We start from the raw sequence: 26718 nt of genomic DNA on the forward strand, positions 1-26718 counted from the left end.
GGATTGCCGGACCCCCTCAAGTGCTGCTTGAACCTGATCGGAGGCCCGCGACCGACGACCGCCCGCCCCGCGCGCCCTCTTGAACCGACGCCCTACGTCGTGTCCCGGCAGGGGCTGTCGGATACCTGGACCGCGAACGGTCACGGTGGTGGATGGCTGCGGCCTGTCGTCGTGGCCGGCTGCTGTGAACAGTGGCGATGGTCAGTCGCCGGGGTCGGCGGCCGCGATGGTCAGTCGCCGTGGTCGGCCACCGGGTTGGCCGCCGCGGTCGGTCACTGTGGTCGCCCACCGCGATCAGCCGTTCACCATGGCTGACCGCCGGGAACAGTCACCCTGGTCGATCGCCGGGGTCGATCGATCGCCGCGCCGAGGAGGCCGGGGCCAGGTCACCCGGCCTCCTCGGCGAACCTGTGCCCGCATCCGCAGCCGCCTCGCGTCCGCCGGGCCGGGCCGACTCCGCGACTTCATGTCCCGGCCCCAGTACCGGATACCCAGCCGCAAGTTGCTGCGGGCCGCCAGCCGCAGTCGGCCACCATGGCCGGTCGCCGCGCCGAGGAGGCCGAGGCCAGGTCACCCGGCCTCCTCGGCGATCCAGTGCCCGCAGCCGCCTCCGCGTCCGCAGGGCCGGCCGGTGGCCTCCCGGCCTGGCCGCGGAACCGGATGCCCCGGTCGCGACAGCCGCCGCAGTCGGCCGTCGCGACCAGCCGCGATGGTCAGTCGCCGCAGACGATCGCCGCTGATAGTCGTCACGGTCGATCACCTCGGCCGGTCACCGTGGTCGATCGCCGCGCCGAGGAGGCCGGGGCCAGGTCACCCGGCCTCCTCGGCGAACCTGTGTCCGCAGCCGCAGCCGCCTCGCGTCCGCATCTGTTTCTGCCTCCGCCTTCGCCTTCGCGGGCGACGGGCCGGCTCCGCAACCGGTCCGTCGTCCGACGGTGGTCAGGCATTGAGTACGACGGGGCCCCCGCTCCGGCCGGCCTCAGGCGGCGAAGAGATCGAACGTCGAGGAGCGCCGTTCACTGGCTACGACGTCCAGTTGGGGGTCGACGGCCAGCATGGCCTGGTGCAGCCGCTGCACCTGGGGGGACGGCTCGACGCCCAGTTCCTCGATCAGCCGGATGCGCAGCTTGCGGTAGACGGCGAGGGCCGAAGCCTGTCGTCCCGACCGGTACAGCGCCACCATGGCCTGCGAGTGCAGCCCTTCGTGCTGCGGGTAGCGGGCCGTCAGTTCGGCGAGCTCGGCGATGAGTTCGGAGTGCCGGCCGAGCCGCAGATCGGCGTCGATACGGCGCTCCACGGTGCCGAGCCTGCTCTCCTCAAGGCGCATGACCTCGATCCCGAGGATCGGTCCGACGCGTACGTCGACCAGGGCCGGGCCACGCCACAGCTCCAGCGCCTTGCGGAACCGGTCGGCCGACATCTCGTCGTCGCCCGCCTCGAAGGCCGCCCGCCCTTCGGTGACCATGCGTTCGTACTCGTGCACGTCCACGCTCTCGGGCGGTATCTGGAGCAGATAGCCGCCGTGCCGGGTGGCGAGCACTTCCTTCGCCGCGTCGGGTGCGCCGGGGCCCATCGCGGTGCCCAGACGCCGACGCAGTTGGAGGATGTAGGTCTGCAACGTGGTGAGTGCGCTCTGCGGCGGCTCGGTCCCCCAGATTTCCTCCATGAGCATGGGAACGGGCATCACCCGCCCGGGGTAGAGGGCGAGCAGGGAAAGGATCTGCCGCGGCTTACCGGCCGTTGGGACGATCGATCCCCCGTTGACCTCGGCACTCAACGGACCCAGAACCTGAATCTTCACTGCTTTCCTCCGTAGCTCGTCGAGTTCCTCTCGTGGCTGAATTCCGTCGCCATAAGCACACTAGCGGGAATCGCGCCAGACCCGCCTTTCCTCGACCAGGGCTTGAGGACGCTTCAACTTACCTATTCTGTCTGCAAATTGATCGCCTCAAAGGCAACCGCAGCTTTAACTTCGCTCTTTTTAATTCCGTTGCGAAGAAAGCAAATTGCGGAATACTTGATGCCGTTTGTCGAGATGGGGCATCTCACCTCTCCACGCACGTCCCCGCTTGTCCCCGCACACCTCCGGACACGCAGCAGGCCGGCCCGGGGGACCCGTGTCCCCGCAGTGCCGGCCCGTCTGAGGCGCGCGCTCAACTCGTGGGTACCAGGCGCTCCTTGACCGTGCTGGGGGCCGCCGGCGCGGTCTCGGGGTTGGCCGTGAGGATGGACCGCTGAAGGCGTCGCAGCCCCGCTGAGGGCTCCAGGCCGAGGTCCCGGACGAGCGTGGCACGCAGCCGCTGGTAGACCTCCAGGGCCTCGCCGCGGCGCCCGGAGCGGTAGAGGGCGAGCATGAACTGGGCGTGCAGGCTCTCGTGGGTGCGGTAACGGTTCACCAGCACGGTGAGTTCGGACAGCAGCTCGCGGTGGCGGCCCAGGCGCAGGTCGGCCTCGATGCGCTGGTCGAGCGCGCACAGCCGGCTCTCCTCGAGGCGCCTGATCTCCATCTCCAGCTGGGACCCGGCCTGGACGTCCGCGAAGGCGGTGCCGGACCACAGCGCAAGCGCCTCGCGCAGATGCCGGGCCGCGTCGGGGAAGTCGCCCGCGTCCATGGCCCGGTAGCCGGTGCCCGCGAGGCGCTCGAAGGTGCGGACGTCGCTCTGTCCGCCGCCGGCGGCCAGCATGTATCCGCTGGGCATCGTCATCAGCACGTCCTTGGCGGTGCGCTGCCTGCCGCCGTCCTCCGTGCCGTCCTGCGCGTCCTTCTCCAGGGCCACGGCGATGAGTTCGCGCAGCTGGAGGACGTACGTCTGCAACGTGGTGCGGGCGCTGCGCGGCGGCGTGGCGCCCCACAGCTCCTCGATCAGTGTGGAGACCGGCACCGCCTGGTCGGCGTGGAGTGCCAGCAGAGCCAGCACCTGCCGCGGCTTGGGGGCCGTCGGCGTGATGGAGACCCCGTTCTCCTTTACGGCCAATGCGCCGAGTACCTCGATGTCCACGCGAACTCCCCTGTCTAGTGCCGAGTGCTCCGGTCGTTTCCGTAACCGTCGTCAGATGTCAGTCCGGCGCCATGGACCAGAGTAAAAACAGCGCGAGCGGTCTGTCAATATCAAACCGCATGCCCTGTATTTTCCAAGCGAGGATCTAACGGCGCGCTAGCCTTGACCTGCGACGATGCGAAACCTCTAGCGAACATCAAGGACCCCTGGAGGGGATCTCCAGGGGTCCTTGATGTAAAGCAGGGGGTATGGTCGGCAAAGTTGATCACTAAACAGACCGGAAGGTTTGCTATTGCTCGGTGCTCGCCCGCAGGGAGGAACGGTCCTGCGCGGGGATGCCGGGCTGCGGCCAGGTGCCCGCGCTCGCCAGTCCCGCCAGGTTCCGCCGGTCGGCGAGCCGGGGCAGGATCACGTCCCAGAAGCGGGTGACGTTCTGCCGGGACAGCCAGGAGGCGTCATCGCCGCCGAGCACCTCGAAGCCCGCGGTCGCGGCGACGATGACCCGGGCGCTGTCCGCCCAGGACACCCCTTCCGCCAGCGCCCCGTTGCGCGCGGCCCCGCGGAGGGTGTCCTCGATCCACTCCTGCCACTGCGCCCGCAGGGAGCACTCCCCCCGGTACCCGCAGTCGCCCGCGAGCTCGAACCCCCCGCGGACCACGATGTCGCGGGCGAGCGCCCCCATCAGTTCGTGCGTGGCGTCCACCACCGTCTGGAGCGAGTCGCCCTGCCGCGCCGAGGCCGCCTCGGTGATGTCGCGCACGGCCTTGGCGGCCCCCGCCTCGACCGCCTCGGCGAGCATGCTCTTGTTGGCGAAGTGGAAGTGCAGCGCCCCGTTGCTGACACCGGCCCGCCTGCTGATGGTGCTCAGCGACGCAGTGACGAAGCCTTCCTCGGCGAAGACCGCGGCGGCGGCCTGGATCAGCGCATGCCGGGTACGGGCCGCTCGCTCCTGTTTGACCATGTGGTGTCTCCTGAGAACCGGGACGTCGAGGGCCGGCACCGCGCCGACGTCCCAAGTCCCTCGGAATGTGGTGCTACTGCGGGGGATTGCCGTGCTTGCGGGACGGCAGGTCGGCGTGCTTGCTGCGGAGCATGGCCAGCGACCGGACGAGGACCTCGCGGGTCTGCGCCGGGTCGATGACGTCGTCCACCAGGCCGCGTTCGGCCGCGTAGTACGGGTGCATCAGCTCGGACTTGTACTCCTTGACCATCTTCTGCCGCATGGCCTCGGGGTCCTCGGCCTCGGCGATCTGACGGCGGAAGATCACGTTGGCCGCGCCCTCGGCGCCCATCACGGCGATCTCGTTCGTCGGCCACGCATAGGTCAGGTCGGCGCCGATGGACTGGCTGTCCATGACGATGTACGCACCGCCGTACGCCTTGCGCAGGATCAGCGAGATCCGCGGCACGGTCGCGTTGCAGTAGGCGTAGAGGAGCTTCGCGCCGTGCCGGATGATGCCGCCGTGCTCCTGGTCGACACCCGGCAGGAAGCCGGGGACGTCCAGCAGCGTGAGGAGCGGGATGTTGAAGGCATCGCACATCTGGACGAAGCGCGCGGCCTTCTCCGAGGCCTCGATGTCGAGCACGCCTGCCAGGGTCTGGGGCTGGTTGGCGACGATACCGACGACCTGGCCGTCGAGGCGGGCGAGTGCGCAGATGATGTTGCGGGCCCAGCGCTCGTGGACTTCGAGGTAGTCGCCGTCGTCGACGATCTCCTCGATGACCTTGGCCATGTCGTACGGCCGGTTGCCGTCGGCCGGCACCAGGTCCAGGAGCACCTCGGAACGCCGGTCGACGGGGTCGTCGGCCAACACCCTCGGCGGAGCCTCCTGGTTGTTCTGCGGCAACAGCGACAGGAGGTAGCGCACCTCCGCGATGCAGGTCTCCTCGTCGTCGTACGCGAAGTGGCAGACACCGGACGTCTCGGCGTGCACGTCCGCGCCGCCCAGGCCGTTCTGCGTGATCTCCTCGCCCGTCACCGCCTTGACCACGTCCGGGCCGGTGATGAACATCTGCGAGGTGTCACGGACCATGAACACGAAGTCCGTCAGCGCCGGGCTGTAGGCCGCGCCACCCGCGCACGGGCCCAGCATTACGGAGATCTGCGGGATCACCCCGGACGCCTTGGTGTTGCGCTGGAAGATGCCGCCGTACCCGGCGAGCGCGGAGACGCCCTCCTGGATACGGGCGCCCGCGCCGTCGTTCAGGGACACCAGCGGAGCCCCTGTGGCGATGGCCATGTCCATGATCTTGTGGATCTTGGTGGCGTGGGCCTCGCCCAGCGCACCGCCGAAGATCCGGAAGTCATGGGCGTAGACGAAGACCGTGCGGCCCTCCACCGTGCCCCAGCCGGTGATCACACCGTCGGTGTACGGCTTCTTCACGTCCATGCCGAAACCGGTTGCCCGGTGCCGACGCAACTGCTCGACCTCCTGGAACGAGCCCGGGTCGAGGAGCAGTTCGATGCGCTCCCGTGCGGTCAGCTTGCCCTTGGCGTGCTGCGCCTCGGTCGCCTTCTCACTCGGTCCGGCCAGTGCCTGCGCACGGATGTCGTCCAGTTCGGCCACTCGCCCGTACATGCCGGTCGGCTCCAGGTCGATCGGTGCCGGGGCGGTTGTCATCGCCATACCAGGTCCCTTCTGGGGCGAAGCCGCTGAAAAGTCCCGCCCCAGGTCCATGTAGATCAGATTAACAAACCGCCCATGCGGTTTCCAGTTCGGGGTGCAACTTTTCTGAACGCCTGTCAGCGCCAGCTGTCGGGCGCCCGGTAGGCCCCCGGTGAACGCCAGCCGCCGGGGCCCTCGCGAGGGGGCTGCTCGGGCTGGTCCTCACCGGCGCCCTGCAACGCGAGAAGGACGACCGCGAGCGCCGCGAGTTCCTCCGCGTCGGCCTGTCCGCGTACGACGCGCAGCATCGGTTTGCCGTTGCCCATGGCCCCCACTTCCCTTCTCAGGCATGTGGACACGGTCGGTGGAACAGCTCAAGAACCGGTCTCGTCCCGCTTGAAGTCCTCTCCGGGACGGCTCCGGGACGGCTCCTGGACGGCTCCTGGACAACTCCGGGGCAGCTGAGGGCAGATGGCCGAAAGCGCGAGGACTCCGCAACCCGGGCGGGCTACGGAGTCCTCTGTTCCGGCAGGTGAGGCTGGTTCACCCCAGCCGCACGGGCAGTTCCCGGTAGCCGTTGATGATGAAGGAGTCGATGGGGGCCAGTTCCCCGGGCTCGACCGCCAGCTCCAGCTGTGGGAAGCGTGCGAAGAGCGCCGGCAGGGCTACCCCGACCTCCACCACGGCCAGCGGTGCGCCCAGGCAGCGGTGCGGCCCATGGCCGAATCCAAAACCGTCGCGGCGGTCTGTGCGCAGTACGTCAAATTCAGCCGCCTCCTGTCCGTAACGGTCGGGATCCAGACCGGCCGCGGCGAACGAGACGAGGATCGGGTCACCCTTCTTGATCAGGACGCCGTCCAGGTCGATGTCCTCCACCGCGAAGCGCATGGGCGAGTAGGCGCCCGGGTTGTGCGTGCGCATCGTCTCGGCCATCACGTCGTCCCAGTCCGCCCGTCCCTCCCGCACGTGCGCGAGCTGTTCGGGGTGGGCCAGCAGCGCTCCGACCGCGTTGGTGATCATCGTGCAGGTCGTTTCCTGCCCACCCGCTATCAGGAGGTTGAGACTGCCGAGGAGTTCTTCCTCGGTGAGGCGGTCGCCCTCGTCCCGCGCCGCTATCAGCGCGGAGGTCAGGTCGTCGCCGGGCCGGGCCCGCTTGCTCACCACGAGCTCGGCCAGCAGCTCGAAGACCTTCATCTGGGCGGCGGCCATCTCCTGCGCGGAGACGGAGGTACTGAACACGGTGTCCATGGCGGTGCAGATCTGGTCGCGGTCGTCCCGCTCGATGCCGAACAGTTCGCAGATCACCCGCATGGGCAGCAGCTTGGCGAACGAGGCCCGCAGATCGACGACTTCGCCCGCGGGGCGGGCCGCCAGATCGTCCAGCAGTTCCTCGGTGATCTCCGCGACCCGGGGCCGCAGCAGTTCGGAACGCCGGGCGGTGAACGCGGCGGCGACCAGGCGCCGCAGCCGGGCGCGCTTCTCTCCGTAAGTGAAGAGCATGTTCTCATTGGCCACCCAGGGATACAGGGGCCAGTCCTCGGTGATCCGTCCGTCGATGAACGCCGGCCAATGCATCCGGGCGTCCTTGGACACCCGGGGATCGACCAGCAGTCGCTTGACCTGCTGTTCACGGACCACAGCCCAGGCACGCACGCCGCCGGGCAGCTCCACCTCTACGGCGGCCCCCCGGGCCCGGAGCATCGCGGCTTCCCCCGCGAGGTCACGCGCCGAGACGTCCAGCCGATAGGGGCAGACAGCAGTTTCCATTGGTGCGCTCCATCCGAATCAGTCGCTTCTGATACGTGCCGAGGGGGTTGCTCCGTACAACCCCCTCGCATCCCCCGCGATGGATCGCTGCGAGGTTGTCGTCAAGCAGTCATGGCGGTTTCCTCGGTTGCGGCTTGACGTTCCTTCATCACTGCCTCGTACACCTTCGCCCCTCGCTCGGGCGAGAAGTCGAGCTGCACGAGGACTCCGGGTACCGCGGCGGCCGTGAGCAGGTAGGTGTACAGGTCGCACACGCGCGCCATCATGTCCGAGCGGTTCTCCATGATGTTCGACAGCATCTGAACACCGGTGAAAGCTCCGACAGACAGCCGTGCGATGGACTCCAGGTCGACGTGCGGGAGCAGTTCCCCGGCCGCCTTCGCCTCGGCGAACAGTGACTTGCTGTAGTCGATCCACAGGCGCATGGGAATCTTCTGGTCCAGCCCTGCCGCGCCCACCGCCGGATCGATGGTGAGACTCACGCTGCCACGGATGATGGGATCACCCGTCTCCTTCTGCAGCAGCATGGTCAGCAACAGCGCCTCGTCCACCGCCTGTTGCAGCTTCAGCGGCGGCACCTGGACCGGCGGGAGCGCTCTGACCTGCTCCGCCAGTACGGCCTGGGCGAGCTCCTCCTTCGATGTGAAGTGGAAGTAGAGCGCACCCTTCGTCACTCCGGCCTCTCTGAGGATCGCGGAGATGGTTGCCGCGTCGTATCCGACGTCGTCGAACACCTTGGCGGCGGCAACCAGGATGGCCTGCCGTGTCCGGATGGCTCGATCCTGCCGCGCCACAACACACCTCCACACCGCTCTGCGGTATCGCTCGGTTCCGCCGGCCCGGAAAAGAGACCGACAGGTTCGATTCTAGTGGCACCACCTCTGGATACGGGACGGTCAGCTTCAGCCTCTTGCCCTGTCAGGCGCTCTGGTGCATCCCCCGAGGGGACAATAAAACCTGCCATCCGGTTTTTCAAGGCCCCTGAAGCCGTAGTTCTGGTCGCTTCCGCCTTGAGCAGCGACGGAGCCGGAGACCTACTTTGCCATGTCCCACCTGGAACGCAGCCGTCCGGATCCCGTAGGTCAAGCGTTGCTAAAGAGCCTTGAGAAAGAAACCGGTGGGTTTGTATTTTGCTAGTCCGGCGCTCCTCTCCCCCCACATCACAAACCCCACATGCGGAGAGGGTTATGACCCTGCTGACCATGCAGAGCCAGGCTTCCAGCTCCACCGGAGCCGCGGAAACCGTCCAGAACCGGGCGGTCATCAGCGAGTTGACGCACCAACTGTTCGACGCACACGAACGTGGCCGACTGCACGGAACCTGGCGGGATCTCATCGGGAACGAGAAGTTCCGATACCGGCCGGGGCTCACCTCGGAAGAACGCATGGCGCTGTCCTACGAGCGGCTGCGGCTCGTCAACGAGACGATCGACAACGCGGCGTCTCTGGCCCGCGATCCGCAACTGCTGGCAAGCCTTCACGAGTGGACGGGGGTGGTGGACGGAGCGCTCGGCACGCTGGCCGGCATCCACTACAACCTGTTCCTGGGCAGCCTGCTGGACCATGACGACAGCGAGAGCCGCCAGTTGACCGAGTTCACCTCGATGCAGCGCACAGGAACGTTCCTGTGCACCGAGCTGGACCACGGCAACGATGCGGCGGCCCTGCAGACCACATGCGAACTGGACCGCACCACCAATGAGTTCGTCCTGCACACCCCCACACCGGGCGCCCGGAAGTTCATGCCCAACACCAGTCTGATCGGCGGCCCCAAGAGCGGAGTCGTGGCGGCACGGCTCCTGGTCGACGGCCAGGACCAAGGCGTCTTTCTCTTCCTGACCCCGCTGACCGACGAGAACGGCCCGCGGCCGGGCATCTCCATACGTCCGCTGCCCGAGCGGCTCGGCAGCCCCGTCGACCACTGCCTCACCAGCTTCGATCAGGTACGGCTGCCCCGCGAGGCCCTGCTGGAAGGAGACCACGGACGCCTCACCGCGGAAGACGGTCTCAGCAGCAGCCTGGGCAATCCGCGCAAGCGTTTCCTCCACTCGATCAAGCGGGTCACCTGGGGCAAGCTCTGCATGAGCGGCGCCGGAGTCGGGGTCTCCCGGGCCGCCCTGACCATCGCCGTGCGGCGCGCGCACCTGCGCACCATCAGCGGTCCGAAGGTCGGTACGCGGGTTCCGCTGGCCGCCCACCGCAGCCACCACAGCCGGCTGCTGAACGGGGTCGCCTCCACGTACGCCATGACCTTCCTGCACCGGGCGGTCCTCGCCCGCTGCGTCGACCACACCGAGGCCGAACGCGAGGAGGTGGAACGGCTCGTCGCCATCGCCAAGGGGTGGATCACCTGGCAGAGCCGCGAGGTCGCCATCGAGTGCCGCGAACGCTGCGGCGCGCCCGGGCTCTTCCCGCTCAACGCCCTCGCCGACATCACCCAGAACCTCGAGGGCGCCATCACCGCGGAGGGCGACAACCTGGTCGTCTGGGCCAAGGCCGCCGCGGAGATGGTCTTCGGGCACCAGGCCGACCAGGTGTCCTCACCGACCGTGCCCCTGGAGCTGCAACCGCTTACCGAACTGACTTTCCTACGCGGGCTGTTGGCCAGGGTGGAACACCTGTGGCAGGTCCGGGCCCGGGCGGCGCTGCGCGGAGGCCCCTCGGGCAATCCGCTGGCCCGCTGGAACGTGGCCTCCAGCGCGGGCATCGAGATGGTCCGCGCCCACGCCCGGCTACAGGCCGCGGACGCGTTCCTCGCCGCGATCGAGCGCACCGAGGAGCCGGAGGCACGTGCGCTGCTGGAGGACCTGTGCCGGCTCTTCCTCCTCCAGGAGCTCACCCCCCACACCGGCGACCTGCTGGCCGAGGGCTACCTGGCTCCCGCCCACGTGCATGAACTGCCGCTCGCCGTCGACCTGCTCATGGAGCGCCTCGCGCCCCAACTGCCGGTACTCGTGGAGGCGTTCGACCTGCCGGAGGAGTTCCTGTCACGCATCCCGCTGGCCAACGGTGGTTCGCTGACGCTGGACGAGTTCCTGCCCCCCGAGGCAGAGACGCCGACCCCGCCCCTGGACCTCTCCGCCTGCCTGCCCAGGCAGCGGCAATCGCCCGGGGCGGCCGACAGGAAGCTCGCGTTGCTGACGTAGGACGCGGATGAACCCGTGCGTGTGTGGTGTGGCCGCCTTCTCTGCGGAGGGGCGGCCATGCCGCGTTGCCGTGACGGGGATGGCGGCGGCGTGATTCTCCACCGCCTTGAGAGACCCGCGAACTGCCTTGAGAGACCGGCGGACTGCCTTGAGGGGCCCGCGCCGCGTGCGCGGGCCCCTCAAGATGGCGTCCGGGCCGGATCCGGCCCCGTTGCTCAGAGGCTGCGGGCGGTGATGTCGCCCTGGGAGGTGGTGGCCCGGATGGTGAGTTCGGGGGTGCCGTCGTTCTTGAGGGTGTTGTTGATCCGGCCGTAGCCGCTGTCCGCGTCGAGGGTGGCGGAGACTCCGGTGGCGGCGGAGACCGAGATGTCGCCGGACTGGGTGCGGAGCACCACCTCGCCGCGGACGGCCTCCGCGATGCGGATGTCGCCCCTCGCTGTGCTGATCTCCGCGGGGCCGCCCAGTCGGCGGACCTCGACGTCACCGTCGGTCGCGGTGAGCCGGACGCTCGCGGCCTCGTCGATGCTGATCCGGCGGTAGGCACCCTCGAAGAGCAGGTCGCCGAGGCGGCCGGCGCTCTCCAGTTCGGCGCTCGCGGTCCTGGCCTCGACACGGGAGCCGGTGGGCAGTTGGACCGTGATCTGCACGGATCCCGAGCCCCTCAGCTGGCTCTTGGGCTCGGCGGTGCGGATCCGCAGGACGCCATCGGCGTACTCGACCGAGGTCCGTTCGGCGGTCTGCACGTCACTGTTCTTGGTGGAGTCGGCGGGCAGGACCTCGACGGCGGTGTCGACGCGGTCGGCGGCGACGAAGCGGACGCGTCCGGCGGGGATGTCGAGGACGGCGGAGATCGGAGCCGGGGTGTCGAAGGTCTGCATGGTGTTCTCCTGTGTTCGCTGCTCGTTTCTGATGACAGAAACGCTACGTTGCTTTCCATGTCTCGGCAACATACTTGTTGCGTAAGTCCCGCATAATTGCAGGCAGAAGGCGAGAAACTGTTGCAACCGACTTGGAAGTAACGCAACATCTGCAAGCTCGATCATTGCAATGGATGAGAAGTGAACGCTATAGTCGGCGTGCACGCGGACATCGTCACGAGGGACCAGCGAGGAGATCGCCATGCCGGGAGGCAGACTCACCCAGCAGGAACGCCAGCAGATCGCGCTGGGGCTGGCCGACAGCCTCCCCTACGCCGAGATCGCCCGCCGTCTCGATCGCCCGACCTCGACGGTCACCCGTGAGGTCATGCGTAACGGCGGCCCCACCTCCTACCGCGCCGACCTGGCCCACCGCGCCACCGAACGCCGCGCCCATCGACGTCGTACGACCACTGCCGCACGCGGCGCGGGAGCCGCCCCCCAGCGCGACGGACGCGACGCGGAGGCCGTGGCCGAGTACGAGGAGACGTTCACCACCGTGCTCATGGCTTCGGGTCTGCCCAAGATGACGGCCCGGGTGCTGACGTGTCTGTTCACCACCGACGCGGGGAGCCTCAGCGCGTCCCAGCTCGCCCAGCGCCTCCAGGTCAGCCCGGCGTCCATCTCCAAGGCGATCACGTTCCTGGAGAGCCAGAGCCTGGTCCGCCGGGAACGCGACGAACGCCGACGCGACCGCTACATCGTCGACGGCGAGCTCTTCTACCAGGCGACCATCGCCAGCGCACGGGCCAACGACCAGCTGGTCGCGACCGCCCGCCAGGGCGTCGCCATCCTCGGCCCCGACACCCCGGCCGCGAACCGCCTCGAGAACGTCGCCCGCTTCCTGGACTTCATCAGCGAGAGCATCGTGCGCGCGGCCGAGCAGGCCCGTGAAGTCCTGCACACCGCACCGGAGACGGCCTCCGGCGACACCGCTGAGCCGGGGCAGGACGAGGGATAGTCACCGCCTCGCGGGCTCGCCGTCAGGGCTGGAGCTGTGCCACGTCCGACGACAGCGGGCCGCCCTCGGAGCGCTCGGTCTTGCGGCCCTTGCTGCCCGGCGCCAGGGTGCGCGGGTCTATGGCCTCAGCGGGCGCGCCCGTCGTGTACAGGCCCTCGGGGGCGGTGTCCCGGTCGTGCGGCAGCAGCCAGAAGACCCGGCGGCGGAACGTGCCCGAGGAACGGGAGGGTTTGGCGCGGGTGCCGAGCACCGCGTACCCGACCATGCGGCCGTCGCGGTGGTAGGGGGGCTTGCCGCGGCGCGTCGGCAGCCGGTCCAGGCTCTGGCGCACGTAGTCGAGCGTGCTGATGTCCTCGAGCCAGACCAGGTCGTCCTCGTGGACGAGCTCGTCCTCGGTGATGAGGGCGCTCATGCTGTCTCCTCGTCGGCGACAAGTCCGATGCCCGGGTAGTACTTACGCTGGTTGGACAGAATCATCTCCTTGGGCGATTCCAGTCCCACCACCTCACGGACCCGCGCCGCGAAGGCCCGGGACGAGAGCGCCGGAGCGCCCTCATTGTGACACCAGCTCTTATATACCGCGTAGAGCTGTGCCTGTTCGGCCCTCAACTCCGGGGCGAGTCGGCAGGATTCCGACAGGAAGCGTCCCGTGTGGTCCTCGGTCTCCGCGTACGCCGTCGTGGCGATCCGTACCCGCTCGGGGCCGTTGAGGTCCTTCTGGCCGCCCAGGTAGCGACGGGCGCCCAGGATCAGCCAGTTGAGGATGCCGGGGCCCTCTTCGGTGACCAGGATGTCCGCGAGGTTGTCGACCTTCCGGTCGTCCGGGACGACCCGTTCGAACGGGATCAGCCGCATACGGCGCCAGAACGCGAAGCCGCCGGTGCCCACTTCGGGCCGGTGGTTGCCCAGCAGCCAGAGTTTGTGGGTGGGCTGGAAGCTGAAGAAGTCCTGGCGCATCCGGCGGGCCTTGATCCGGTCGCCGCCGGTCAGGAGTTTGACCCGCGCCTCGTCGAAGCGGTCGCCCGGTTTGACCTCGCTGCACACGATGACGCGCCGGCCGTGCAGTTCGGCCAGGTCGGTGGGGTGTCCCTCGTAGGGGCGGGCCATCAGGAAGCCGGGCGGTGCAGCATCGGCGTAGTCCCCGACGAGCTTGATCAGCACGTCGAGGAGCACGGACTTGCCGTTCTTGCCGGAGCCGAACAGGAACGGCATGACCTGTCCGCCGACGTCGCCGGTGATGGAGTAGCCCAGCAGCAGATGCAGGAAGTCGATCATCTCCGCGCCGTCGGGGCCCTCGCCGAAGGTGTCGGTGAGGAAACGGTCCCAGCGCGGGGTGGGCATGGCCTGGGGCGCCGCGGTGGTGGAGCGGGAGTGGAAGTCCTTGTCGGGGTCGGGGGTTCGGATCAGCCCGGTGCGCAGGTCGACGACTCCGGCCGGGGTGCACAGCGCGTACGGGTCGGCGTCGAGGCGGGCCGCGTTGAGGACCATGCCGGGCGCGGACTTGGCCTGCGCGAGCATCGCGTTCATGCCGCTGGTGCTCAGGGCGCGGCGCCGGTGCTGCTGGAGGGCCAGGGAGGTGTACACGCCGCGCGGGTCGTTGCTCGCGAGGGACTCGGCGAGGTCGCCGGCGGCCCACATCACGGTGTCGTCCTCGTCCATCTGCCAGCGGGTGCTGTCCCAGCGGAACCAGCCGAGCCCGGGGACGTGCCGGTAGTCGTTGGAGTAGAGCCGGACGAACAGTTTGGCGTTGCCCCGGTCGCTGAGGGTGTCGGGCAGCAGCCCGTCGGCGGTGGCCTCCGCCTGCACGGGGTCGGCCTCGTCGGGGCAGGGGACGGGCGCGGGCGGGCGCTGGGCGAGGATCTGCGCGGCGACGGCCTGGGCGTCGAAGAGGGCGTCTTCCTGGCGGGACGTCATGCGCGACCTCCCGGCAGCAGCGGGCGGGTGCGGCCGGCGCTGAGGCCGCTGCGGATGATGGCCGTGTAGCGGCGTTCCTGGCCCGGCCTGGCGTGCTCGGCGGCCTCCCTGAGGGCGTGCTCGGCCTCGTCCGCGGCGAGCTGTCCTCCGGCCACCAGACCGCCCGCGGTGAAGGCGGCCCGGTTCAACTTCTCCGAGAACGCGGCTCCTTCGGTCACGGCGGCACAGGCGGCCACCTCCGCGAGCAGCGCGGCCAGGACGCGGCCGGCGGCCCCCTGGGCGCCTCCGGCGGCGAGGACGGCCTGCCGGGCCCGTGGCGGCACCGGCCGGGGCGCGGGGACGTACGCGGGCGGCAGGTGCCCGGTGCGCTCCAGCTCGCGGGCCAGCCAGTCGGGCAGCGGTGCGGGCTCCCGGGCGGGGCCCACAGGCTCGTACAGCCCGGCGTCCGTCACGGTGCCGGGGGCGATGATGTAGCCGCCGTGCGCTCGTACGTCGACCTGCCAGGCCAGCGCGCGGGCGCCGGAGCCGGTGGAGCACTGCCAGCGGTGCCCGCTGTGCGCCCGGTACCAGACGTGCAGGCCGCCGGAGGGGGTCCTGACGCGCAGGGTGGTCTCGTCGTCGGCGGGGCTGGTGACGCCGCGCAGGGCGGCGAGCACGCCGAGGGTGTGGAAGCCGTTGGCCAGCCCGGTCAGGTCGATGCTGTCGGAGATCGCGATGCCCGGCAGCAGGCGGTCCCGGTCCGGGAGTTGGCGTTCGTGCGCGTCGATGTCGACGACCAGCAGGCCCGCGGGCCCGCAGGAGATGCCCACGCCGAAGCCCGGGTTGGCGCCCCACCACTGCTCGATACGGGCGAAGTCCAGCGTGGCGGCGTGGAATCCGTGGCACCAGCGGCCCGCGGCAGGGCAGCCGCAGCCCTTGTGGTGATGGCCGGGCCGCCGGCAGTCCTCGCAGTTGCCCGCGGGGGTCTTGCGCCCCGGGGCGAGGGGATGAACGGGCCATCCCCGGCTGGCACACCACCGAGCTGTCACCAATGGGCCCGCGACTGGGGCGGACAGAGATGAGTAGCTACGTGAGTTGTGCAGCTCAGAGGCCATGCGCACCCCCCACCAGCGACCGAAGCGACTGAGCGACCGGAACAGCCTAGCGAAGCAAGTGGGAACCGAGAGTCCCCTGTGGAAAACAAAGATTCGATTCGCTCCGGGGGCCTCAGCGACTGAGCGACTGAAGCGCAGCGACTGAACGTCTTCGGTAGCTACTCAGTCGCTTTCAGAAAACCGCAGGTCAGAGGTAGTGGAGAGACCAAAACAGCGACTGAAGCGACTCAGCGACTGAATATATGACGCGCACACGCGCACACGCACGCACGCGCCAATGTCTTCATATACCTGGTCGCTGAGTCGCTTCAGTCGCTGTTTTCCTGAACAGAACCCATCTGACCTGGCATTTCTTCACAGCGACTGAAGAGCTACCGAAGCGCCTTGGGTAGCTGGTCTTCAGTCGCTGGTCGCTTTTCGGGCCGATCGAGGGTCAGCGACCGAAGCAGCCGCCATCTGCGGGCCCAGCTACCGAAGCGACTCAAGCGACTCTGGATCTGACCTGAAGGAGACCGGAGCCGCGCCGTCCGAAAAGCACCGGTGCGGGCTTCCCCTCCCCGCCCTATCTCCGACTTTCAATCGCTTCAGTCGCTGTGACCCACCGAAAACGCCCTGACCTGGGCCTCTTTGACAGCGACCGACAGCGACCCAGCAGAACCCGAGCTCCGCCAGACCGGGCCCGGGCCACACGGCAACACCGCCACCCCGTACGGCGAACTTCACTCCCTCCTGGCCCATACTGATCTCCTGCAAGAGACACCGGGGTGTGGGAAGGAGCCGAAATGCCGGAGCGCACTCATCAGTTCGGCGTGTACGGCGCCCGCGGCATCAAGGGCCACGAGGCCGTAGCCCGCCGCCTGGATGCCCTCGCCGGGTACATCGCCACCCCCGTCACCGCCCGCCGCGGTCTGCTGGCCCGCCTGCACTACCTCACCCGCACCGACCACGCCCGGGCCGCCGCGCGTGCCGCGGGACTGACGGTCACCGACCGCACCCTGAAGGCGTGGCTGGACGGCAGGCGCAGCCCCTCCAAGAAGAACCTCGACCGCATCGAGCAGGCCTACCGCACCGTCCGCCGCCACAACATCGCCCGCTACCTCCTGGCCCGCCTCAACCGCGAGGGCCGTGGCACCCGCGTCGAGATCCACCCCCTCAACCAGTCGCAGGTCCCCCGCCCCCGCCAGCGCATGGTGGAGTTCCGCACGCTCAACATCCGCCACTGGGACCGCATCGTCGAAGCCTGGGCCACCGACAACCTCCAGGCCCTCGACGACGCCTGGGTCGACCAGATCGTGGATCTGGGCTCGCAGTGGGGGCAGTACGAGTACGTCACCAACATCGGGTTCGCGGCCTGAGCGGCCTGGGCCATCTGCCCCGCCCTACCACTCACTCATGATGAGGTACGTGTGCGATCGATACACATACCCTCGGCCGGGAGATACATTGCACACTTCAGGTGTCCAGGTTTCTCAGCGGTGGGCGGAGCATGAGTGCGCAGCAGGAGTACAGAGGCCGGCGACTGGGGCTGACGAGCCTCACGGTCGCGGCGAGCGGTCTGCTCGCCCTGCTGATCGGGGTGGCGTTCGCGGTGCTGCTGTGGGCGATCTCCGACGCGAACAGTTCCATCTCGGCCCGCCGTGCCTCCCGTACCGCCCTGGTCGAGGTCGGCGCGATGGAGCAGCTGCTCCTCGATCTCGAGACCGGGCAGCGGGGCTTCGTGATCACGAAGCAGGAAACGTTTCTCCAGCCGTGGCGTGAGGCACGTGCCGCGCTGCCCGCGGAAGCCCGGCGTTTCACCGGGAGCGCCACCTCCGCGGCCCAGCGGCGCACCGCCGAGCAGATCACCCGGGGCGTCCAGTCGTTCCTGAACGACTACTCGGTACCGCTGGTCGAGATGGTCCGGCGCGACGATCCGGCAGCCTCCTCGCTGAAGACGACCGCCGAGGGCAAGAAGCGCGTCGACACCTTGCGGGCCCAGTTCGACCGGTACATGGCGGACGAACGCGCGCAGCTCGCGCAGCGCACGGACGCCGCGGGGACGAACAGCCGGCAGGCGGTGCTGGCGGCGGCGATCGGGCTTGCCGCGTCGACCGCGCTGGTGGCCGTCTTCACGATCCTCCAGCACCGTGCGGTGGTACGGCCGGTGCGCGGCGCCGCAACCGCGGCGGAGGAACTCGCGGGCGGTGATCTGAGCATGCGGATTCCGCCGAGCAGGGTGGCGGAGATCGGGGCACTGGGCACCTCCTTCAACAGCATGGCCGCCTCCCTCCAGGACACCCGGCGCCGGATCATGGAAAACACCGAGGCCGTGCACCGGCGTACCGCCCGGGACCTGCACGACGGGGCGCAGCAGCGCCTGGTCAGCCTGATGATCGGGCTGCGGCTCGCACGCGAGATGCTCCCCGAGACGGAGGCGGCAACGGCGGACCTGCTGGACCAGTCCATCGACAACGCGCAGACGGCGATCAACGAGTTGCGTGAACTCGCTTCCGGGATCTACCCGCTGGTGCTGACGGTGAAGGGGCTGGTGGCGGCCGTGCAGGACCTGGCGTCCCGGTGCCCGGTACCGACGGTCGTGGAGAGCAGGGACGAGCGGCGGATCTCCTCCACCGTCGAGTCCAACGCGTACTTCGTGGTGGCCGAAGCGGTGACCAACGCCGTCAAGCATGCCGAGGCGTCCCGCATCGACGTGTCCGTCGAGTTCGGGGACGTCCTGCGGATCAAGGTCGCCGACGACGGTGTGGGCGGCGTGGGCAAGGCCAGCGCGGGCAGTGGGATCACCGGGCTGACCGACCGGGTGGCGGCGTTCGACGGAAAGCTGGCCATCGACTCGCCGGCCGGGGGCGGCACCACGGTCCTGATCCAGATCCCGATCCGGGACTGACCTGGCCTTGTCAGGGCCCTTGGGTCGGCCCGAGGGGGATGTTCGCGGTGAGTGTGGTTCCGGTGTCGGGTGTGTGTCGCGTGGTCAGGGTGCCGTCGAGGCTTGTGGCGCGTTCGGTGAGGGCGGCCAGTGTCGCGAGGTCGGTGGCTGTCGCGGGTTGCGTCCCGTCGTCCGCCACGGTGATCACCAGTTCGGGGCCGTGGTTCGCGGTGACTTGGACGTGGTGGGCGTCGGCGTGGTCCAGGGCGCGTGCGACTGCTTCGGCGACGAGGAGGTATCCGTGTGTCTCGATCAGCTGGGGCAGTCGTCCGGTCAGGGTGCCGGTGACGGTCACTTGTCCGGGGTGGCGGCGGGCGAGAGCGGCGAGGGCCGCGGGAAGCCCGCCTGCGCGCAGGGCACCGGGACACAGGGCGTCGGTGACCTCCCGGACGCCCGCCAGGGCCTCCTCGGTGTCGCGTACCGCACCGTGCAGCAGCTCCGCCCCCGGGGACGACGTCGCGCCCAGTTCCTGCCGGGCCATGTTCAGCCCGAGCAGGGCTCTGACCAGGCGTTCCTGGACGTCGTACTGGAGGGTCCCGGCGTACTGGCGCTCTCGTGCGGCCTGCCGGTGGGCGAGGAGCCGGAGCGGTGCGCCAGGGGGCTGGGGCGCGCGGTCGCCGGGAGTCCGTTCGTCGAGTGGCTGGAAGAGGTACAGGGTCAGGGTCGCGTCGCCGGACGCCGGGGGCAGGGGCAGCCGGGTCCATTCCACCGGCAGGAGGGTGCCGTCGGCCCGGGTGAGTGCGCCCTCGCCACGGCTGGCGTGGTCCGGGGCGGGCCCGGGGCGGCCGTCGTAACCCAGCAGTTCAGACGGGTCGCCGTGTCCCAGCGCTTCGGCCGCCGCCGGGTTCGCGTACCGCACGGTGTGCGTGGCGTCCACGGCCCAGACAGGCTGTCGTACGACGTCAAAGACGCTTCCCCAATCGCCGGCGATCGACGTCATCGCGCATGTCCTTCCCCCCGGTCCGGCGGCTCGCCCGCCGCACTCACCGCTGGGACGACTCTGGCAGGCGATTCTCGGCCACGCATACGTCATTTGACTCGGCTGCTGGAGTCGCTGCTCCAGCGCCCTCACACCGTCGGGGGCACGACGGGTGTGAACAGGCCGCGAAGGTCGGCGTCGAAGAGTCTGTCCTTGGCGACGAAGGACTCGATGCCCGCGCGCTGGAGTTCCTCGGGTGACCAGAACGACTGGTCGGTGGAGGTCAGCACGATCCGCGGCCGGTCGCTCTGCGGTGTCTCCTGTGCCAGCCGGCGTGCCACGGTCAGTCCGTCGGTGTCGGGCAGGTGCAGATCGAGCAGCAGTCCGTCGGGACGGTGCGTCCGCACCGCGGCCAGCGCCGAGGCGCCGTCCTGGGACTCCGCCACGACATGCAGGCCACGTGCCGTCAGCAGCGTCGTGGCGATGCGGCGGAACCCAGGGTCGTCGTCGACGACGACGATGTTGATGGACATGCCTTCAGCATGCCGAACCCCCTCACCACCGGACCATAGGGGGAGCCCTACGCTTTGTGTAATGCACAGGCAAGGTCGGTGCCACGCTCGCGGCGACCGTGGGGGAAACCCCACCCGGGGCGGCGGCAGACGTCGGGCGCGGTGGCCGACGGGATCGGGGTGTGGCTCGCGGTGATCTGCGGCTCGCTGGTGAGCCAGCACGGTCCCGCCGCCCCAGGAGCGTTCGACGCCGACGCGCTGCGCGCCGCCGCCCTGAGGGCCGTGAAGCATCAGGACGCGGCGTCCTTCCAGCGGCTGTTCGCCCCCGGCACGGCCGGCTCCGGCTAGGGCCTGTCCGGCGGATCAAGTCGGAGGAAAGCCGCGGCGCGTCTGCGGCATGATCCGCCGGACAGGCCCTAGGCGCAGGGGTACTTCGCCGAGCTCTTCGCCGTCCCCGCCGACGGTGTCCGTCTGGAGCTGGAGCGCCGCGACGACCTGCGGTTTCTCGTACTGCGCGGCCACCAGGCCGACGGTGGGGCCCTGTGCGGCGCCTGGGTCGTCCAGCGCTCCGGCGGTCGCAGCGTCCTCAGCGCCGTACCGCCGACCGTCGATCCGTGCGGCGCCGGGCCCGCGAGGGCGGGAGACGTCACGACGCGGGCCGACAGGACGCCTGATGAGGACCGGCGTCCGTCCTGCCCGGCCGGGCACCGGCGCGCCCGCTGCGGAGAGCGCCGGTGATGTGTGGCGAGCGAGCCGGTGTCGGGCGCTAGGCCCCCGGTTCGGGGACCTGACGTCCAGCGGGTGTCTGGGCGTCGGACGCTGCCGGAGCCGGCGTGTCGGGCAGCGGCGGAGTCGGTGCGTCCGATGCGGTCCTGGCCTGTGCTGCCGCCTGGGTCAGGGCGCTGGAGGCGCGCAGCGGGACCTCCTTGATGAAGAGGGTCACCAGGAAGGAGATCAGGGCGATCGGGGCGACGTACATGAAGATGTCGCCGATGGCGTGGCCGTAGGCGCCCTCCAGCCAGGTGCGGACCGGGGTGGGGAGGAGGGCGAGGTCGGGCAGTTGGCCGCCGCCGGAGGTCTGCGCGGCGGTCGCCCGGTCCTGCGGGGCGAGTTGGGTGATGGTCTCGCGGGCGTAGTGGGCGATGCGGGTGGTGAGGACCGAGCCGAGCACCGAGACGCCGACCGCGCCGCCGAGGGAGCGGAAGAAGGTCACCGTGGAGGAGGCGGCGCCCAGGTCGTGCGGGGACACCTGGTTCTGGGTGCACAGCACGAGGTTCTGGAGGGTCATGCCGACGCCGAGGCCCATCAGTGCCATGCACAGCGCGATGAACAGGTACGAGGTGTCGTGGCGGAGCATGCCCAGCAGCGTGAGGCCGGCCGTCAGCAGTACGCCGCCCGCGAGCAGCCAGCCCTTCCACTTTCCGGTGCGGGTGATGATCCGGCCGGAGACCGTGGAGGCGATGAACAGGCCGGCGATGAACGGGATCGTCATGAGGCCGGACCTGGTCGGGGAGTCGCCGCGGGCGAGTTGGAAGTACTGGCTGAAGAACACGGTGCCCGCGAAGAGGGCGACGCCGGAGAACAGCGAGGCGAGCGAGGCGAGGGTGATGGTGCGGTTGCGGAACAGGCGCAGCGGGATGATCGGCTCGCTCGCCTTCGTCTCGACGTAGAGGAAGACAAGGCCGAGCACGAGCGAGGCGCCGACCAGCGTGCAGGTCTGCCAGGACAGCCAGGCGTACTTGTCGTCGGCGAAGGTGACCCAGATCAGCAGGGTGCAGACGGCCGCCGTGACGAAGAACGCGCCGGTCCAGTCGACCTTGGCCCGGCGCTTGGTCACCGGAAGGTTCAGTGTCCGCTGGAGCACGACCAGGGCGACGATCGCGAAGGGGATGCCGACGAACAGGCACCACCGCCAACCGAGCCAGCTGGTGTCGGTGATGACGCCGCCGAGGAGCGGGCCGCCGACGGTGGCGACGGCGAAGGTCGCGCCGAGATAGCCGGAGTAGCGGCCGCGCTGCCGCGGGGCGATCATCGCCGCCAGCACGACCTGGGAGAGCGCGGACAGTCCGCCGCCGCCCAGGCCCTGGATGACCCGTGCGGTGATCAGTGCGGCGGGGTTCGGCGCGAGACCGGCGACGAGCGACCCTACGGCGTAGATGACGAGCGCCGACTGGACCAGGATCTTCTTGCTGAACTGGTCCGCGAGTTTGCCCCACAGGGGTGTGGAGGCGGTGACCGCCAGCAGGGACGAGGTGACGACCCAGGTGTAGGCGCTCTGGCCGCCGCCGAGGTCGCCGATGATTTTGGGCAGCGCGTTGGTGACGACGGTCGAGGACAGGATGGCGGCGAACAGGCCGAGCAGCAGCCCCGACAGGGCCCGCATGATCTGCGGATGGGTCATCGGTACGGCGTCGTCCGCCACCTGTTTCCGGTCGGCCGGTGCGCCGGCTCTGGGGGTGGTTGTCATGGGGTTTCTCGTCCTTAACAGGTGACTGCGGGGATACGGGTGGGGGTGTCTATACGGGTGGGGGTGTCGTCGAAGCTCGCCCGGAGCCGGGACAGCAGTGACGTCAGCCTGCGTATGTCCTCGTCGCTCCAGTCGCTCAGCCGCAGGGCGAGCAACTCGGCGGCGCGGTCGGACAGTTCGGCCAGCCGGTCGCGGCCCTCGGGGGTCAGGCGCAGGATGCGCGAGCGCCGGTCGGCGGGGTCGGGGCTGCGGTCGATCCAGCCCCGCTCGGCCAGGTCAGCCACGTGGCGGCTGGTGACCGACATGTCGACGCCGAGCAGTTCGGCGAGCCTGCCGATGCGCAGGTCGCCGTCGCGGTCGAGCAGGGCCAGCACCACAGCGGTTCCGCTGGAGCAGCCGCCGGGCAGGTTTCGGTCCAACTGACGTCGTACGGCACCCACGGCGCTCAGCTGGCGTGTCAGCTCCTCGTACTGGGCTCTCTCACCCACATGTGTCTCCCGTTGCTTCTGCTGTTTCATTGCTTGAGGCAACCGTTTCGTCGGGGTTGCCCGGTCCTTGGACCGGGGTTCGTCAGCGCAGGATGCGGCGGGCCACGTTGGTGGTCACCAGGTCGAGCAGTTCCTCGCCGCGGCCGGAGAGGACGGTGCGGATCGCGTAGAGGGTGAAGCCCTTGGCCTGCTCCACCGAGACCGCGGGCGGCACGGACAGCTCCTGGCGTGCCGTCATGACCTCGACCAGCGCCGGGCCCTCGTGGGCGAAGGCCTCCTTCAGCGCGCCCTCCAGGTCGCCGGGCCGCTCGACCCGGCGGGCCCACAGTCCGATCGCGGCGGCGACCTCGGCGAGCTGCGGATTGTCCAGTTCGGTCGCGTAGTTGACGATGCCGGCGGCCTTCATCTCCAGCTCGACGAAATTGAGCGACCCGTTGTTGAAGACGACGATCTTCGCCGGCAGCCGGTTCTGCCGCAGCGTGAACAGCTCGCCGAGCAGCATGGTGAGCCCGCCGTCGCCGGACAGCGAGACGACCTGACGGCCCGGGTACGCCGCCTGCGCGCCGACCGCGTGCGGCAGGGCGTTGGCCATCGTGCCGTGGTTGAAGGAGCCGATCAGCCGTCGCCGGCCGTTGAAGGTCAGATAGCGGGCCGCCCACACCACCGGGGAGCCGACGTCGACGGTGAACACCACGTCCTCGTCCGCGAGCCGGTCGATGGTCCGGGCCACGAACTGCGGGTGGATCGGGGTGCGTTCGCGGTCGTTGACGGCGAGCGCGTCCAGGGACCTGCGGGTGCGGGCGTAGTGGGCGCGGGCCTGGTCGAGGTGGTCGCGGGCGGGCCCCGCGGTCTTGACGGACAGCAGGGGCAGCAGAGCGGGCAGGGTGTCCCGGACGCTGCCGACCAGGGGCAGGTCGACGTGGGTGCGGCGGCCGATCTGCTCGCCGCGCAGGTCGAGCTGGATCACCTTGGCGCCCTGCGGATAGAACTGCCGGTAGGGGAAGTCGGTCCCCAGCATGAGCAGGGTGTCGGCCTCCTCGATCGCCTTGTAGCCGGAGGCGAAGCCGAGCAGGCCGGTCATGCCGACGTCGTACGGGTTGTCGTACTCGACGTACTCCTTGCCGCGCAGGGCGTGCACGACCGGGGCCTTGAGGGTCTGCGCGAGCCGGACCAGGTCGTCGTGCGCGCCGGCCGCTCCGGCGCCCGCGAGGATGGTGACCCGCTGGGCGGCGTTGAGGAGTTCGGCGGCCTCGGCGAGTGTCTCGTCGTCGGGGCGGACGACGGTCCGGGCCGGGCGTACGACGGTGGGGGCGAGGTCCCGGCCGGTCTTGGCGAGGAAGTTCTCGCCGGGCACGACCACGACCGCAACTCCCCGGCGTTCCACGGCCGCACGCATCGCCGTCTCCAGGATGCGCGGCCCGTTCTCGGGGCTGGTGACGACCTCGGCATAGACGCTGCAGTCGGCGAACAGCTCCTGCGGGCGGGTCTCCTGGAAGTAGCCGGAGCCGATCTCGCTGCCGGGGATCTGGGCGGCGATGGCGAGGACCGGCACCCGGCTGCGCTGGGCGTCGAAGAGGCCGTTGATGAGGTGCAGGTTGCCCGGGCCGCAGCTGCCGACGCAGACGCCGAGCTCTCCGGTCAGCCCGGCCTCGGCCGTCGCCGCGAGCGCGGCGCTCTCCTCGTGCCGCACATGGACCCAGTCGACGTCGTCGTCCCGGCGTATGGCGTCCGTCAGGCCGTTGAGCGAGTCGCCGGGCAGTCCGTACAGGCGCCGCACGCCGGAGGCCTTGAGCGAGGCGATGACATGGTCGGCGAAGGTGGGCATGCGGGGTGCCTTTCGTCGGGTGTGAGTGTGTTCCCGATCAGTGTTCGGGAACGTGCATTGCGCACACATCCGTCGAATGACTGCGTGGGCGGGGTGTGGGTGGCGAGGGTTGCTGGGTCGTCCGACTGCCGGAATTGCCGGATTCACACCGGAAGCCCGCACCCTTTCACACAGGGGGCGGGCTCCTTGACGGCTACGGGGTCTAGAGCCCCAGGTCGAGGGCGAGGCAGGAGAAGGTGCGGTACGCGGCGGTCTCGCCGGGCGAGGGGTTGGCCCCGCCATGCGGCGCGGACTGCACCTCTTCCGTCATGTCCTCGTACCGGATGCGCTCGGGCAGCTTGCCGAAGCGTGCGTGCCGGACCGCCGCGGCGGTGTCCATGGTGGCTTCCTGGCTCATGGCCAGCCTCCACTTCGTCGATCGTGAACGGGCCCGTCGGCCGGGACCACTGTCAGCTTGCGCCCGCAGTGCGTCACCTGTCAAGCCGGTGACGAAATGAGGACGTGAACCTCCGACGGCTTCTCCGACGAGACGGCCTGGCAGGCACTTCTTACGGCGGTGAACACCCCGACCGAGGACGGCTTCGTCGCCTACGTCCACGTCGTCGACGACCACGCTTACCGCGACCTGACCGCCGAGCAGCTCGTCTCGCTCGCCGCCGCCGTCGACCAGGAGCTGCTGTTCGTTGCGGACACCAGGCCCGTGACGGAGGCGGAGATGCCGCTGCTGGCCGGCCTGTCGGCGGGCGCGGACGACGAGGAACCCGCACAGGGCCACGAGGAACTCCGGGTCACGGCAGCGCACCTGGCGGCCGTCGAGAACAACCTCTCTATGGCCACCATGGCCTGGGAGGAGTTCGTGGACGCCGCCGGGAAGGACGGCGTCTTCCGCGGATTCTGACTCACCCCAGGCGGTAGCGCACCGGCAGCGACAGCACGCCCCGCACCATGCCGGCCGGGAACCAGTCCAGCGACTGGGCGGGCACCGCCAGTTCCAGGTGCGGCACGCGGGTGAGCAGCGTGTGCAGGGCGACGCGGGCCTCCAGGCGGGCCAGCGGGGCGCCCAGGCAGTGGTGGATGCCGTGGCCGAAGGCGAGATGGCGGGCGACGGGACGGGTGATGTCGAGCGCGTCGGCGTCACCGCCGCCGGGTAGCGGGGCGGCACGGTTCGCGGACGCGAGCGCCACCGCGACGATGCCGCCGCGGGGAATGTGCACCCCGCCGAGCTCCAGGTCCTGCGCCGCGTACCGGTTCGTGGTGCGCTCGACGGAGGTGTCGTAGCGCAGGAACTCCTCGATCGCGTCGGGCAGCAGACCCGGGTCGTCACGGAGCAGCCGCAGCTGGTCGGGGTGTCGGAGCAGGGCCAGCACGGAGTTGCCCAGCAGGTTGACGGTGGTCTCGTGGCCGGCGATGACGAGCAGGGCCGCCGTACCGGCCAGTTCCTCCTCGGAGAGGCGACCGTCGTCCTGGTCGCGGACGGCGACGAGCGCCGACAGCAGATCGTCGCCGGGGGCGCGGCGCTTGTCCTCGACGAGTTGGCGCAGGAAGCCGTGCAGGCTCGCCACCGCGGTGGCGTACTCGGGGTGGCCCACCTGGAAGGCGAGCGCCGTCCACCGGCGGAAGTCCTGCCGGTCGGCCTCCGGGATGCCGAGCAGTTCGGCGATCACCGTGACCGGCAGCGGCGCCGTGAAGGACGGTACGAGGTCCAGCTCACCGGAGGGCGGCATGGCGTCGATGAGCTCGTTCGCGATCTGGGTGATGCGCGGTTCCATCGCCGCGGACCGCTTGGGCGAGAAGACGCCGGACACCAGTCGGCGCAGCCGGGTGTGCTCGGGCGGGTCCGCCTCCAGCATCTGCCCGCCGAACCCGGTACCGCGCTTGTGCCCGAGGAACCCCACCGCCTCCAGCATCGCCACGGCCGGCTCCGGGTCCTTCAGCAACGCCGGATGGGTCAGCGCCTCACGGGCGAGGTCGTAGTCGACGACGATCCAACCGGTCAGGCCGGGGAAGAACTGCGCCCGGTGGATCGGTCCCTCGGCCCGCAGTCGCGCGAAGCGCCGGGGGGCATCCGCCTTGAACTCCGGGCCCATGACCACCAGCTCGTGCGGATCGCCCGGACCGTGCGGCTCATACGGTTCTCCGTCCGATCGGGTCTGTTGCTGCGTGTCCATCCCTGATCCCTC

General features: G+C 69.7%; 23 protein-coding genes and 1 pseudogene. 6 read left to right on the forward strand and 18 right to left on the reverse strand.

Going from position 1 to position 26718, the window contains the following annotated elements; translation table 11 throughout:
- Positions 1-979: 979 nt before the first annotated feature.
- The 7 genes from OG885_RS44615 to OG885_RS44645 all read right to left on the reverse strand — a co-directional run bounded on the left by OG885_RS44615 (position 980) and on the right by OG885_RS44645 (position 8166).
- Positions 980-1801: an AfsR/SARP family transcriptional regulator gene (locus OG885_RS44615; RefSeq protein WP_331729010.1), complete on the reverse strand. Its 822-nt coding sequence runs from the start codon at positions 1799-1801 to the stop codon at positions 980-982.
- Positions 1802-2153: 352 nt separating this feature from the next.
- The gene (locus OG885_RS44620; RefSeq protein WP_331729013.1) at positions 2154-2999 is read right to left on the reverse strand and encodes an AfsR/SARP family transcriptional regulator; all 846 of its coding nucleotides are present in this window, start codon (positions 2997-2999) and stop codon (positions 2154-2156) included.
- A gap of 289 nt (positions 3000-3288) precedes the next feature.
- Complete coding sequence (locus OG885_RS44625; protein WP_331729016.1) at positions 3289-3960, reverse strand: ScbR family autoregulator-binding transcription factor; 672 nt, start codon at positions 3958-3960, stop codon at positions 3289-3291.
- A gap of 73 nt (positions 3961-4033) precedes the next feature.
- Positions 4034-5620 (reverse strand): acyl-CoA carboxylase subunit beta, encoded by a 1587-nt coding sequence (locus OG885_RS44630; RefSeq protein ID WP_331729517.1) that lies wholly within the window; start codon positions 5618-5620, stop codon positions 4034-4036.
- A gap of 122 nt (positions 5621-5742) precedes the next feature.
- Positions 5743-5931, reverse strand: a complete 189-nt coding sequence (locus OG885_RS44635) for an acyl-CoA carboxylase epsilon subunit (protein ID WP_331729019.1) — start codon at positions 5929-5931, stop codon at positions 5743-5745.
- A gap of 217 nt (positions 5932-6148) precedes the next feature.
- Complete coding sequence (locus OG885_RS44640; protein ID WP_331729021.1) at positions 6149-7372, reverse strand: cytochrome P450; 1224 nt, start codon at positions 7370-7372, stop codon at positions 6149-6151.
- 101 nt (positions 7373-7473) lie between these two features.
- Positions 7474-8166, reverse strand: a complete 693-nt coding sequence (locus OG885_RS44645) for a ScbR family autoregulator-binding transcription factor (RefSeq protein ID WP_331729025.1) — start codon at positions 8164-8166, stop codon at positions 7474-7476.
- Positions 8167-8559: 393 nt separating this feature from the next.
- Between OG885_RS44645 and OG885_RS44650 the strand changes: the two genes are divergently transcribed.
- On the forward strand, positions 8560-10518 hold the full coding sequence (locus OG885_RS44650; protein WP_331729028.1) for an acyl-CoA dehydrogenase: 1959 nt from the start codon (positions 8560-8562) through the stop codon (positions 10516-10518).
- Between the two features lie 215 nt (positions 10519-10733).
- Here OG885_RS44650 and OG885_RS44655 read toward each other — a convergent pair whose 3' ends face one another.
- Positions 10734-11396: a DUF4097 family beta strand repeat-containing protein gene (locus OG885_RS44655; RefSeq protein ID WP_331729520.1), complete on the reverse strand. Its 663-nt coding sequence runs from the start codon at positions 11394-11396 to the stop codon at positions 10734-10736.
- A 241-nt stretch (positions 11397-11637) separates the two neighbouring features.
- Between OG885_RS44655 and OG885_RS44660 the strand changes: the two genes are divergently transcribed.
- Positions 11638-12396 (forward strand): helix-turn-helix domain-containing protein, encoded by a 759-nt coding sequence (locus tag OG885_RS44660; protein WP_331729032.1) that lies wholly within the window; start codon positions 11638-11640, stop codon positions 12394-12396.
- A gap of 22 nt (positions 12397-12418) precedes the next feature.
- Here the strand turns inward: OG885_RS44660 and OG885_RS44665 are convergent, their stop codons facing one another.
- The 3 genes from OG885_RS44665 to OG885_RS44675 are packed head-to-tail and all read right to left on the reverse strand — an operon-like array spanning position 12419 to position 15338.
- A complete protein-coding gene (locus tag OG885_RS44665) occupies positions 12419-12808 on the reverse strand; it encodes a DUF6009 family protein (RefSeq protein ID WP_331729035.1) in 390 nt (129 codons plus the stop codon).
- Positions 12805-14310 (reverse strand): phage/plasmid primase, P4 family, encoded by a 1506-nt coding sequence (locus OG885_RS44670; RefSeq protein ID WP_331729038.1) that lies wholly within the window; start codon positions 14308-14310, stop codon positions 12805-12807. The genes OG885_RS44665 and OG885_RS44670 overlap by 4 nt, the downstream gene beginning before the upstream one ends.
- Positions 14307-15338 carry a bifunctional DNA primase/polymerase gene (locus tag OG885_RS44675; RefSeq protein ID WP_405743292.1) on the reverse strand — a complete coding sequence of 344 codons (1032 nt, stop codon included), beginning with the start codon at positions 15336-15338 and terminating at the stop codon, positions 14307-14309. Before OG885_RS44675 ends, OG885_RS44670 begins: the two co-directional genes overlap by 4 nt.
- Positions 15339-16186: 848 nt before the next feature.
- Here OG885_RS44675 and OG885_RS44680 point away from each other — a divergent pair.
- Both OG885_RS44680 and OG885_RS44685 read left to right on the forward strand, forming a co-directional pair.
- On the forward strand, positions 16187-16759 hold the full coding sequence (locus OG885_RS44680) for a transcriptional regulator (RefSeq protein ID WP_331729042.1): 573 nt from the start codon (positions 16187-16189) through the stop codon (positions 16757-16759).
- A 131-nt stretch (positions 16760-16890) separates the two neighbouring features.
- Positions 16891-18288 carry a CHASE3 domain-containing protein gene (locus OG885_RS44685; RefSeq protein ID WP_331729044.1) on the forward strand — a complete coding sequence of 466 codons (1398 nt, stop codon included), beginning with the start codon at positions 16891-16893 and terminating at the stop codon, positions 18286-18288.
- A 10-nt stretch (positions 18289-18298) separates the two neighbouring features.
- Here OG885_RS44685 and OG885_RS44690 read toward each other — a convergent pair whose 3' ends face one another.
- Together OG885_RS44690 and OG885_RS44695 are read right to left on the reverse strand one after the other, a co-directional pair.
- Positions 18299-19267: a PAS domain-containing protein gene (locus OG885_RS44690; protein WP_331729046.1), complete on the reverse strand. Its 969-nt coding sequence runs from the start codon at positions 19265-19267 to the stop codon at positions 18299-18301.
- 128 nt (positions 19268-19395) lie between these two features.
- On the reverse strand, positions 19396-19779 hold the full coding sequence (locus OG885_RS44695; protein ID WP_331729048.1) for a response regulator: 384 nt from the start codon (positions 19777-19779) through the stop codon (positions 19396-19398).
- 141 nt (positions 19780-19920) lie between these two features.
- Between OG885_RS44695 and OG885_RS44700 the strand changes: the two genes are divergently transcribed.
- Positions 19921-20106 (forward strand): hypothetical protein, encoded by a 186-nt coding sequence (locus OG885_RS44700; protein ID WP_331729049.1) that lies wholly within the window; start codon positions 19921-19923, stop codon positions 20104-20106.
- Positions 20107-20524: 418 nt separating this feature from the next.
- Here OG885_RS44700 and OG885_RS44705 read toward each other — a convergent pair whose 3' ends face one another.
- The 4 genes from OG885_RS44705 to OG885_RS44720 form a co-directional block, all read right to left on the reverse strand.
- Complete coding sequence (locus tag OG885_RS44705; protein ID WP_331729522.1) at positions 20525-22159, reverse strand: MDR family MFS transporter; 1635 nt, start codon at positions 22157-22159, stop codon at positions 20525-20527.
- Between the two features lie 80 nt (positions 22160-22239).
- The gene (locus OG885_RS44710; RefSeq protein WP_331729524.1) at positions 22240-22713 is read right to left on the reverse strand and encodes a MarR family transcriptional regulator; all 474 of its coding nucleotides are present in this window, start codon (positions 22711-22713) and stop codon (positions 22240-22242) included.
- An 82-nt stretch (positions 22714-22795) separates the two neighbouring features.
- Positions 22796-24538 carry a ubiquinone-dependent pyruvate dehydrogenase gene (poxB, locus tag OG885_RS44715; RefSeq protein ID WP_331729050.1) on the reverse strand — a complete coding sequence of 581 codons (1743 nt, stop codon included), beginning with the start codon at positions 24536-24538 and terminating at the stop codon, positions 22796-22798.
- Between the two features lie 202 nt (positions 24539-24740).
- Complete coding sequence (locus OG885_RS44720) at positions 24741-24935, reverse strand: hypothetical protein (protein WP_331729052.1); 195 nt, start codon at positions 24933-24935, stop codon at positions 24741-24743.
- A gap of 132 nt (positions 24936-25067) precedes the next feature.
- Here OG885_RS44720 and OG885_RS44725 point away from each other — a divergent pair.
- A pseudogene (locus OG885_RS44725) lies at positions 25068-25436 on the forward strand (DUF6924 domain-containing protein); the annotation flags it as partial.
- A 1-nt stretch (position 25437) separates the two neighbouring features.
- Here the strand turns inward: OG885_RS44725 and OG885_RS44730 are convergent.
- Positions 25438-26706 carry a cytochrome P450 gene (locus tag OG885_RS44730; RefSeq protein WP_331729056.1) on the reverse strand — a complete coding sequence of 423 codons (1269 nt, stop codon included), beginning with the start codon at positions 26704-26706 and terminating at the stop codon, positions 25438-25440.
- Positions 26707-26718: the final 12 nt, after the last annotated feature.

Source organism: Streptomyces sp. NBC_00028 (assembly GCF_045041065.1).
GTDB lineage: Bacteria > Actinomycetota > Actinomycetes > Streptomycetales > Streptomycetaceae > Streptomyces.